This window comes from Pseudomonas sp. 05T35, from assembly GCF_056396605.1.
Window position 1 is genome coordinate 1 of sequence record NZ_JBFTLU010000136.1, and the last position, 9,756, is coordinate 9,756.

At 59.8% G+C, this 9,756-nt stretch carries 12 protein-coding genes; 5 read left to right on the plus strand and 7 right to left on the minus strand.

Going from position 1 to position 9,756, the window contains the following annotated elements:
• The 6 genes from AC1DH9_RS12925 to aroC all read right to left on the minus strand — a co-directional run.
• A partial coding sequence (locus tag AC1DH9_RS12925) for a helix-turn-helix transcriptional regulator (RefSeq protein ID WP_427541493.1) occupies window positions 1-231 on the minus strand: 231 nt, incomplete at its 3' end.
• A gap of 245 nt (window positions 232-476) precedes the next feature.
• Window positions 477-1,160, minus strand: coding sequence for an acireductone synthase (gene mtnC, locus AC1DH9_RS12930; RefSeq protein WP_427532208.1), 684 nt, complete (start codon window positions 1,158-1,160; stop codon window positions 477-479).
• A 4-nt stretch (window positions 1,161-1,164) separates the two neighbouring features.
• On the minus strand, window positions 1,165-1,710 hold the full coding sequence (locus AC1DH9_RS12935) for a 1,2-dihydroxy-3-keto-5-methylthiopentene dioxygenase (RefSeq protein ID WP_427541496.1): 546 nt from the start codon (window positions 1,708-1,710) through the stop codon (window positions 1,165-1,167).
• Between the two features lie 98 nt (window positions 1,711-1,808).
• Window positions 1,809-2,429: a methylthioribulose 1-phosphate dehydratase gene (locus AC1DH9_RS12940; protein WP_427532211.1), complete on the minus strand. Its 621-nt coding sequence runs from the start codon at window positions 2,427-2,429 to the stop codon at window positions 1,809-1,811.
• Complete coding sequence (locus AC1DH9_RS12945; RefSeq protein WP_427541499.1) at window positions 2,426-3,571, minus strand: MFS transporter; 1,146 nt, start codon at window positions 3,569-3,571, stop codon at window positions 2,426-2,428. The genes AC1DH9_RS12940 and AC1DH9_RS12945 overlap by 4 nt, the downstream gene beginning before the upstream one ends.
• Before the next feature lie 34 nt (window positions 3,572-3,605).
• Window positions 3,606-4,697, minus strand: coding sequence for a chorismate synthase (gene aroC, locus AC1DH9_RS12950; RefSeq protein WP_427541502.1), 1,092 nt, complete (start codon window positions 4,695-4,697; stop codon window positions 3,606-3,608).
• Window positions 4,698-4,792: 95 nt separating this feature from the next.
• On the opposite strand from aroC, the gene AC1DH9_RS12955 reads away from it, so the two are divergent.
• Together AC1DH9_RS12955 and AC1DH9_RS12960 are read left to right on the plus strand one after the other, a co-directional pair.
• On the plus strand, window positions 4,793-5,806 hold the full coding sequence (locus AC1DH9_RS12955; protein ID WP_427541594.1) for an alpha/beta hydrolase: 1,014 nt from the start codon (window positions 4,793-4,795) through the stop codon (window positions 5,804-5,806).
• Between the two features lie 99 nt (window positions 5,807-5,905).
• Complete coding sequence (locus AC1DH9_RS12960; RefSeq protein WP_427541505.1) at window positions 5,906-6,697, plus strand: hypothetical protein; 792 nt, start codon at window positions 5,906-5,908, stop codon at window positions 6,695-6,697.
• Window positions 6,698-6,765: 68 nt separating this feature from the next.
• On the opposite strand, the gene prmB is transcribed toward AC1DH9_RS12960, so the two are convergent.
• Window positions 6,766-7,674: a 50S ribosomal protein L3 N(5)-glutamine methyltransferase gene (gene prmB, locus AC1DH9_RS12965; RefSeq protein ID WP_427541508.1), complete on the minus strand. Its 909-nt coding sequence runs from the start codon at window positions 7,672-7,674 to the stop codon at window positions 6,766-6,768.
• Between the two features lie 238 nt (window positions 7,675-7,912).
• On the opposite strand from prmB, the gene AC1DH9_RS12970 reads away from it, so the two are divergent.
• The 3 genes from AC1DH9_RS12970 to AC1DH9_RS12980 all read left to right on the plus strand — a co-directional run bounded on the left by AC1DH9_RS12970 (window position 7,913) and on the right by AC1DH9_RS12980 (window position 9,589).
• Complete coding sequence (locus tag AC1DH9_RS12970; RefSeq protein ID WP_427541511.1) at window positions 7,913-8,503, plus strand: cysteine hydrolase family protein; 591 nt, start codon at window positions 7,913-7,915, stop codon at window positions 8,501-8,503.
• Between the two features lie 132 nt (window positions 8,504-8,635).
• Window positions 8,636-8,956, plus strand: coding sequence for a hypothetical protein (locus AC1DH9_RS12975; protein ID WP_427532222.1), 321 nt, complete (start codon window positions 8,636-8,638; stop codon window positions 8,954-8,956).
• A 75-nt stretch (window positions 8,957-9,031) separates the two neighbouring features.
• On the plus strand, window positions 9,032-9,589 hold the full coding sequence (locus AC1DH9_RS12980) for a Smr/MutS family protein (RefSeq protein ID WP_054593499.1): 558 nt from the start codon (window positions 9,032-9,034) through the stop codon (window positions 9,587-9,589).
• Window positions 9,590-9,756 lie beyond the last annotated feature (167 nt).

Genomic DNA, 9,756 nt, shown 5'->3' on the forward strand with positions numbered 1-9,756 from the left:
GCTCAACAAGCCGCGATTAACCGCCTCGCCGACCGCTTGGGCACGGTTGGTGACTTCGAGCTTGGAGTAGATGTTGCTCAGGTGATACTTCACCGTCGCCTCGGAAATGTCCCGAATCACGCTGATTTCCCACACCGTTTTCCCGGCCTTGGCCCAATACAGAATCTCCAGTTCCTTTTTGCTCAGCGGTTTGCCTGCCGGATCCGGACGCTGTCGCTTTGGTGTTTTCATCCTTAGCCCTCTCACCAGGAGTCCGCACCATTGCCAAGCGCGAAAAGTGCCTGGATAAGCGAACAAACTTAAGGGCCGCAGAGTTACACAGGAACAAGATTAAACAAGTAAGGAAAACCACAAACAGGCATGGCCGACTTATCAACAGGCAACTTCCTACACGTCCTACAGACGTGCGTTGGCCATGATGTTAGTCCGTGATGGAAAGTCGGCTGACCGCGTGAGTTGCAGTCAGCCGTAGCCACTCAGAACGTGGCGGGATCGATCTGTGAAAAGCTGCTGACATTCAGATGCCCGGCGAGCTCACCGCCTTCGCGTACCAGTCCGCAGGTGGCCATACCGGCTTCACGGGCGGCATCCAGCTCCTGAACGATGTCGGAGAGAAACAGGATCTGCGCAGGCTCGCAGCCAATGGCCTGGGTAATGCGCTGATAGGACTGCGCCTCACGCTTGGGTCCCGAGGTAGTGTCGAAGTAGCCGCTGAACAGTGGCGTCAAATCACCGGCCTCGGAACAACCGAAGATCAGCTTCTGGGCCTGGATCGAACCGGACGAGTAAACAAACAGTTGATAACCGGCCTGATGCCAGCGTTTCAGTGCGTCGACCGCATCCGGGTAGACATGGCCCTTCAACTGCCCGGCCTGATAACCCTGCTCCCAGACCATCCCTTGCAACGCCTTGAGTGGCGTGGCCTTGCGGTCTTCGGCAATCCAGCCCAGCAGGATTTCGATTACCCGTTCAACGTCAGCGCCAGGCTCGGCGCTGTCCTGGCGTACCGCGTCGATCTGCCGGGCAACATCGGCCCGTTGCGCCTGTTGCCGGACAAAATCCGGCAAATGTCTGGCGGCGTAGGGAAACAGCACGTCGAACACAAAACTCACCGCGCTGGTGGTGCCTTCGATGTCGGTGAGAATGGCTTTGATCGTCATGCCATCAGTCCTCGAGGCGCGGGAAGCGACTGGCGATGTCATCGCCGGTGAAGTTGGCCACCCAGCCGTCAGGGTTGTTGAACAGCCGAATCGCCACGAAGTGCGGATGCTCGCCCATGTCGAACCAGTGTGCAGTGCCAGCGGGCACCGAAATCAGGTCGTTTTTCTCGCAGAGCACGGCGTACACGTAGTCGTCGATGTGCAAGGTAAACAGGCCACGGCCCGCGACGAAAAATCGTACTTCGTCTTCGCCATGGCGATGCTCTTCCAGGAACTTGGCGCGCAATTCGGCTTTTTGCGGGTGATCGCTGTTGAGGCTGATCACGTCGACGGTGATGTAACCGCGCTCGGTCATCAATTGATCGATCTGCACCTGATAAGCGGCAATCACTTCTTCCTGGCTGGCGCCCGGCTGGATCTTCGCCGCGGCTTGCCAACGGTCGAAGCGCACGCCTTTTTCGGCCAGCGTCGAAGCGATATCGTCGAAGTGGGTCAGGACCTTGTTCGGCAGGTCCGGGCTTGAAACGTGGTAAACGGACAGGCTGCTCATGTTGGCAATTCCTCGTTAGCGGCGCTGCCGTCCAGCTTTACAGGCCGGTCAGGCAACGCGTTTCATCAGGCGGTTGGCGACTTCAGATGAAGTAGGCCTTAACGGTTAATCAACGCGCGCATTTTCAGCTCGCATTCAAACAGGAACTCAAACGCTTCGATCTGCCGCAACGCATCGCTCATCTTCGGACCCCAGGTATAGAGGCCATGACCGCGAATCAGGTAACCGACACAGTCGGGATGGTCGTCGAGCCATGGCTGGACTTTGGACGCCAGGCGCCCGATGTCCTGATCGTTGTCGAAGATCGGCACCCGCACCCTGGACTCATGGGTCGAGATCCCGCTGAAGGCTTTTTGCAGTTCGTAGTCTTCAAACGTAATGACCGGCCCCTGCAGCAGCCGCGACAACACCGTGGCATTGACCGAATGGGTGTGCAGCACCGCACCGATGTCGGCACGCCAATTATATAACTGGGTGTGCAGCAGGGTTTCGGCAGACGGCCTCTTGCCAGGTTCCAGGCTGTTGCCCGACATATCCGTGGCCAGCACGTCATCCATCCCCAACTGCCCTTTGTGTTTACCGGAAACGGTCAACAGGGCTTCGGTGGCCGACAGTCGCGTCGAATAGTTGCTGCTGGTGGCGGGCGACCAGCCTCGGCCATACAAAAAACGCCCGGCGTCGATGATTTGCTGGGCGAGCTGTTCACGGGTAAGGCTCATGGCCTGTCCTCTTGCATACGTGTGGCAATGATAACGGCTGCAGCGAACGCTGCGAGGCTGGCAATACTAAAGGTCAATGTAGCGCCCAGGGCATTCCAGCTGTAACCGGAATACAACGCGCCCAACGCACCGCCGGTGCCGGCCAGTGCTGCGTACAACGCCTGGCCCTGCCCTTGCTGGCGTGCGCCGAAGCTACGTTGCACGAAATGGATGGCAGCGGCGTGAAAACTGCCGAAGGTTGCTGCATGCAGAATCTGCGCAAACAGCAGCACCCACAGGAATTCGGCGAACGAGCCGAGCAGCAGCCAGCGTAACGCCGCCAGCAGGAAACTCGCCATCAGCACCCGGCGCACCGAGAAGCGCGCAAGGATATTGCTCATGAATATAAACATCACGACTTCAGCCACCACCCCCAACGCCCAGAGCATGCCGATCACGCCACGGCTGTAACCCAGGTGTTCGAGGTGCAGGGTCAGAAAGGTGTAATACGGCCCATGGCTCATCTGCATCAGTGCCACGCAGCCATAAAATGCCAACACGCCGGGGTTGCGCAGTTGCTTGAGAAAGCCCTCGCCCACCTGCCGGTTGCCTTGCGCCGGCTGGGCGTTCGGCACCCAGAGGCTGCTGATGACTATCCCGCCCATGATCACCACCAGCGTCACCGGGTAGATGTCCAGGCTCAACCATTCGAACAGCCGCCCCAACGCAACCACGGTGATGATGAAACCGATCGATCCCCACAAGCGGATCTGGCTGTAGCGCGAAGTCTGGCCCTGCAAATGCGCGAGGGTAATGACCTCGAACTGCGGCAATACCGCGTGCCAGAAGAACGCATGCAACGCCATGACCATCGCCAGCCAGGCGTAGCTTTTGCTGACGAAGATCAGCGAAAAGGTCAGCAGCGTACAGATCGCGCCGAAACGCACGATGGCCAGGCGCCGGCCGGTGTAGTCACCGAGCCAGCCCCAGATATTCGGTGCGACGCAGCGCATCAGCATCGGAATCGCCACCAGTTCGCCAATGCGCGCGCTGGAAAACCCCAGGTGATCGAAGTACAGCGCCAGGAACGGCGCGGTCGAACCGAGCAAGGCGAAATAGAACAGATAGAAGCTGGACAACCGCCAGTATGGAAGCGCCGCCACGGCCGTCAGACCGCGGCGACGTCAGGGCACGGCTTCACAGCTGGCCCAGCACCGGGGTGCTGACGCGCACGTCGGCGTTTTGCCCGCGATTGCGCAGCAGGTGGTCCATCAACACGATGGCCATCATCGCTTCGGCAATCGGCGTGGCACGGATGCCGACGCACGGGTCATGACGGCCCTTGGTAACGACGTCCACCGGGTTGCCGTGGATATCGATCGAACGGCCCGGCGTGGTGATGCTCGACGTTGGCTTGAGCGCCAGGTGCGCAACGATTGGTTGCCCCGAAGAGATGCCGCCCAGAATCCCGCCCGCGTTGTTGCTGAGGAAACCTTCGGGGGTCATTTCGTCACGGTGCTCGGTGCCGCGCTGGGCGACACTGGAGAAGCCGGCGCCGATTTCCACGCCTTTCACCGCGTTGATGCTCATCAGCGCATGGGCCAGTTCGGCGTCGAGACGGTCGAAGATCGGTTCGCCGAGCCCAGGCTTCACGCCTTCGGCGACTACGGTGATCTTCGCGCCGACCGAATCCTGGTCGCGGCGCAATTGATCCATGTAGGCCTCAAGCTCTGGCACTTTGTCCGGGTCGGGGCTGAAGAAGGCGTTTTGCTCGACCGAGTCCCAGGTCTTGAACGGGATTTCGATAGGCCCGAGCTGGCTCATGTAGCCGCGAATGACGATGCCCTGGGTCGCCAGGTATTTTTTCGCAATCGCCCCCGCAGCCACACGCATGGCGGTTTCCCGCGCCGAGCTGCGACCACCGCCACGGTAATCGCGCTCGCCGTATTTGTGGTGATAGGTGTAGTCGGCGTGGGCCGGGCGGAACAGGTCCTTGATCGCCGAGTAGTCCTTGGACTTCTGGTCGGTATTGCGGATCAGCAGACCAATCGCGCAACCGGTGGTGCGGCCTTCGAACACGCCGGAGAGGATTTCGACTTCGTCGGCTTCCTGACGCTGGGTGGTGTGACGGCTGGTGCCGGGCTTGCGGCGGTCCAGATCACGCTGCAAGTCTTCCAGGGACAGCTCAAGGCCCGGCGGGCAGCCGTCGACAATGGCGACCAACGCCGGACCATGGCTTTCGCCCGCGGTGGTGACAGTGAACAGCTTGCCGTAGGTATTGCCGGACATGCAGGACGCTCCGTGAATTCGCTGAGTGACTCAACCTGAAAATGTAATGTCGGCGAGTATACGCAGGCTATCCAACTAGTTCATCCTCGAACCTTATTGGTGCCTTCGAGTCCAACCGACACCTTCTGAATGATGGCGTGATGATGCTGCGAGTTATTGCCTTGAGCCTTACCCTGTTTACCGGCCTGCTTTCCAATGCAGTCCAGGCCGCTGTAGTTCTGCAACGGCCAATCAGTCTGGATACCGGCACCGGTGAGCTTTTCGGCTCGATGTTGCTGCCAAAGTCCGACAGCCCGGTACCGGTTGTGCTGATCATATCCGGCTCGGGCCCGACTGATCGTAACGGCAATAATCCGGAAGGCGGCAACAACGACAGCCTCAAGCGCCTGGCCTGGGTGTTGGCCAAACACAACATCGCCAGCGTGCGTTACGACAAGCGCGGTGTGGCGGCCAGCCTTGCGGCAACCCCGGATGAACGCAATCTGACCCTTGAAGCCTACGTAGCCGATGCTGTGGCCTGGGGTCAGAAACTCAAGTCCGACCCGCGTATGGGGCCATTGATTCTGCTCGGGCACAGTGAAGGTGCATTGGTGGCCACACTCGCCGCTCCGCAAGTCGATGCCGCCGCGGTGATTTCCGTGTCCGGTAGCGCCCGCCCGGTCGATCAGGTCTTGCGCCAACAATTGAGCAATCGAATGCCACCCGATCTGCTGCTGCGCAGCAATGAGCTGCTGGACAGCCTCAAGGCCGGGCATGTCGATGAACATGTTCCGACGCCGTTGCAGGTGATCTTCCGTCCCAGCGTGCAACCGTACCTGATCAGCCTGTTTCGCCAGGCCCCGGCCGCGGCTTTCGCCAAACTGAAAATGCCGGCGCTGATCATCCAGGGCAGCAACGACATGCAGGTCGGCGTCGGTGACGCACGGATGCTCAAAGCGGCGAAACCGGATGCCCAACTGGCGCTGATCGAAGGCATGAACCACGTGATGCGTATCGTGCCCAACGACATCAAGCGTCAATTGGCCTCCTACAAAGACCCGCAACTGCCCCTCGCCGTCGAGCTCGGGACTCAGATCTTGAGCTTTATTGACGGACTTCGCGCCAGTTAAGCCGGAGTTTCCCTCCAGTCCTGGAAAAAACGGCCGATAAGCCGGTGTCGGCAGCCCATTGGCTGCCGCCAAGCAGGGCTTGGACAGGATCTCGCCGTTATGACTGATACCCAGAATTCACCCGAAACCGCGCCAGAAACCACCGCCACTGAAGTGGTCGACCTGCCGTGGTCGGACGTCCAGGCCGAGCACCACAAGATGCTTCGCCTGGCGCCGCTGAAAACCGATCGAGCGACCGGTGGGCGGCCATTGCGCTTTGTCGAGTTCGGTTATGCCGAGCGCAACAGCAAAGAACGCAGCCTGCTGCGCATGAGCATTTCACTGCCCGGTCAACGGGTGCGCAAAGAACAGAACCACCTGGACGTCTGGGTCGATCATGAGAACCGTCGCGTGCACTTCGGTCCCGACAGCGGTCTGCAGATTGAACCGCTGAACCGTGGCATTGGCCGCTTTCTGGCGGCTCAAGGCATTACGTGGGCAAAGAAAAAGTGGTCGAGCTACACCGTCGACGGTGCGGACCTGAACAACAAGGACGCCCTCAACGAAGACACCCGCCTGCGCCGCGACCACTTCCTGCGGGTGCACGGCTTTGACGTGGTCTACGCCGACGCCCAGCATTTGAAGGGCAGCGTCAAAGAGGTAAAGGTCGGCGATCTGCTGGGCGACTGGAACTCCGAAAAGCTGCAGTTCGTGGAAATCCTCGAAGCCGCGCAGATGCTGCAGCAAGCCGAGCAGAATCTGGCGGAGCAGGAAGTCAAACTGCAAAAGCAGGAAGAGAAAGTCAGCAAATACAAACGCGAGGACACCGGGCTACGCTTCACCATCACTTGTCTGGTGGCGTTTTCGGTGTTCCAGGCGGGACTGCTGATCTGGATCGCTACGCACCGCTAAAAATCCGAGTTTGCTGAGGCCCTTGTGGCAAGGGAGTTTGCTGAGGCTCCCTCGCCACGTTCACCACATTAAACCCTGGCAGCGAACAACGCCTGATGCTGGCGGCATTGCTCGGCGCTGAGCATGAACACACCGTGACCGCCGCGCTCGAACTCCAGCCAGGCGAAATCGACTTCCGGGTACAACGCCTCGACGTGWACCTGGCTGTTGCCGACTTCAACGATCAGCAAGCCCTTCTCGGTCAGGTGATCCGCCGCTTCAGCGAGCATGCGCCGTACCAGGTTCAAACCATCGTCGCCGCAGGCCAGACCCAGCTCGGGCTCGTGCTGGTATTCGTCCGGCATGTCGGCAAAATCTTCGGCATCAACGTAAGGCGGGTTGGACACGATCAAGTCGAAACGCTGCCCTGGCAAACCGTCGAAGCCATCACCCTGAACKGTGTACACGCGCTCATCGACGCCATGGCGCTCGATGTTCTGATTGGCCACTTCCAGCGCTTCGAAAGACAGGTCCGCCAACACCACTTCAGCGTTCTGGAACTCGTAGGCGCAGGCTATGCCGATGCAACCGGAACCGGTGCACAGGTCGAGAATCCGCGCAGGCTCGGCGCCCAGCCACGGCTCGAAACGTTTTTCGATCAGTTCGCCAATCGGCGAACGCGGAATCAATACACGCTCGTCAACGATGAACGACATCCCGCAGAACCAGGCTTCGCCCAACAGGTAAGCCGTCGGGATGCGCTCCTCGATTCGACGTTTGAGCAAGCGCTGCAGGTTGACCAGTTCGTCGTCTTCAAGACGGCAGTCCAGGTAGCTGTCGGCAATTTCCCACGGCAGGTGCAACGCCCCCAACACCAGTTGGCGGGCTTCGTCCCAGGCGTTGTCGGTCCCATGGCCGAAAAACAGATCCTCCCCATGAAAACGGCTGACAGCCCAACGAATGTGGTCGCGCAAGGTGCGCAGGCGGGAAGTGATCACGGGGCAAACTCCTGAAAAAACGACTGGCGATTCTAACAGCCTAAACCCGCCCCGACGACGCAAGAAAGATCACCGGACGAATGTAGGATTGATCCTGATTTTCAGCTTTTGATTGAACATCTGCTCAGCTCTTGACAGGCTGCAGGCCAGCAACGACGGTGCCTACGATGGTAGCGATTCACAGAAGCGCTCAGCCAGAGGACAATGTCGCAAAAGCCCCACTCGAAGGAGCCCCAGAATGTCCGTTCCAAAAACGATGTTTCAACTCAGCGGTCGTGGTTACGCGCCGGCCAATCTGGCCCACGCGACGCTGGTGATCATCGATGCCCAGAAAGAATACTTGAGCGGCCCCCTGGCCCTTTCCGGCATGGACGCCGCTGTCGACAACATCAAGCAATTGCTCGCGGCTGCCCGCAAGGCGGGTCGGCCAATCGTCCATGTTCGCCACCTCGGCACCGTCGGTGGCCTGTTCGACCCACAAGGCGAACGCGGTGAGTTCATCCCCGGCCTTGAACCACTGGCTGACGAAACCGTCATCGGTAAATTGCTGCCCAGCGCGTTCCACGGCACCCCGTTGGAAAAACGCCTGCAAGACCTCGGCTCGCTGGACCTGATCGTCTGCGGTTTCATGAGTCACTCCAGCGTCAGCACCACCGTGCGCGCCGCGAAGAACCTGGGCTTTCGCTGCACCTTGGTCGAAGACGCCTGTGCCACCCGGGACCTGCCTCACAAAGGCGGAGTCCTCAGCGCCGAACATGTCCAGCAGACTGAAATGGCGATCATGGCCGACAACTTCGCGACCCTCGCCCAGACTCAGGACCTGATCTGATCGAGCGCTTGATGAGCGGCCAACGCAGCCGCTCATCCGCAAAAACCTCTCATTCCCTGCAATTGCCTTAGCCTCAGGAACCACCCGGTCAACTCCCGGTCGAAGGGCCGATACCCATTGAGGAAGGTCGGAATGAAGAAATCCGATGGTTTTGACGCTCGCCGCTTGCGGCCCAAAGGMCCACGCAACTGGCGTTATCGTTTTGGTGCGGCATTTTCCGCGCTGCTGGCAACCCTCGGCGTGTTGCTGATGATGGCCGGTGCAGCCAGCCTGTTGGGCCACCCGCCGGCGCTCGGCGAGTTGAACGCCAGCCCGGCCGGCGCGGCGGTGGTTCTGGCGATAGGCCTGTTGCTGCTGTATGTCGGTGTTGCGTTGTGGCGTCGCTGCCGCCGTCGGATGCGCCAACCGCGCGAGCTGAACCTGGCTCCGCACTTGATGAAAAAACATGACTGAGTGGTGCGCGTTGCGTTTTGACGCGCCCGATTCACCTCGACTTGGGTAAACTGGCCGCCCTTCGCGGAGGCTGACATGCAAGACGACGATTTTTCCCTGTTCAAAAGCGCGATCCAAGGCGTCAAGCCGATCAAGCACGATCGCGCCGAAACCGGCAAACCCAAGGCTGACCGCGCGCACATCGCCAAGCTGCGTCAGGCCGCCACCGTGCGCACCGATGCCACCACCGTTGACGGTCTGTCCGATCAGTTCGTGATCGATGTCGGTCCGGAAGACGAGTTGATGTGGGCGCGTGACGGCGTGCAGGAAAGCCAGATGCGCAAGCTGAAGGTCGGGCAGATCCCGTTCGAAGGCAGCCTCGACCTGCACGGCATGACCGTCGAAAAAGCCCGCGAGACGCTGTGGGCTTTTCTCGCCGAAGCCACAAAATTCGAAATCCGTTGCGTACGCGTGACTCATGGCAAGGCTGTACGCCTGGACGGCAAGCGGCCGATGATCAAAAGTCACGTCAACACGTGGCTGCGTCAGCATCCACAGGTGCTCGGCTTCACCTCGTGCCAGCCAAAACATGGCGGCGCCGGAGCGGTTTACGTGATGCTCAAACGCACCATGATGGAAGGTCGTGACGAGTAAAGCTGTCGCTTCACGCTTGCAGTGCCGTATTTGCCACCGTGCCCTTTGCGTAAAATCCCACAGGTAGTTTCATGCCCCTGGAACAGCATTACACCGCTACGTTATAGGAGCGGTTTTCCAAGTGTCCGGGGGCAGTAAACTGGTGGCGATATACTTAGGGTAGGGAG

Bases quoted from the DNA above. Each gene is read 5' to 3' on its own strand.
- mtnC (WP_427532208.1), bottom strand. From the start codon at position 1,160: ATGACGATCAAAGCCATTCTCACCGACATCGAAGGCACCACCAGCGCG.
- AC1DH9_RS12935 (WP_427541496.1), bottom strand. From the start codon at position 1,710: ATGAGCAGCCTGTCCGTTTACCACGTTTCAAGCCCGGACCTGCCGAAC.
- AC1DH9_RS12940 (WP_427532211.1), bottom strand. From the start codon at position 2,429: ATGAGCCTTACCCGTGAACAGCTCGCCCAGCAAATCATCGACGCCGGG.
- aroC (WP_427541502.1), bottom strand. From the start codon at position 4,697: ATGTCCGGCAATACCTACGGCAAGCTGTTCACTGTCACCACCGCGGGC.
- AC1DH9_RS12960 (WP_427541505.1), top strand. From the start codon at position 5,906: ATGACTGATACCCAGAATTCACCCGAAACCGCGCCAGAAACCACCGCC.
- AC1DH9_RS12970 (WP_427541511.1), top strand. From the start codon at position 7,913: ATGTCCGTTCCAAAAACGATGTTTCAACTCAGCGGTCGTGGTTACGCG.
- AC1DH9_RS12980 (WP_054593499.1), top strand. From the start codon at position 9,032: ATGCAAGACGACGATTTTTCCCTGTTCAAAAGCGCGATCCAAGGCGTC.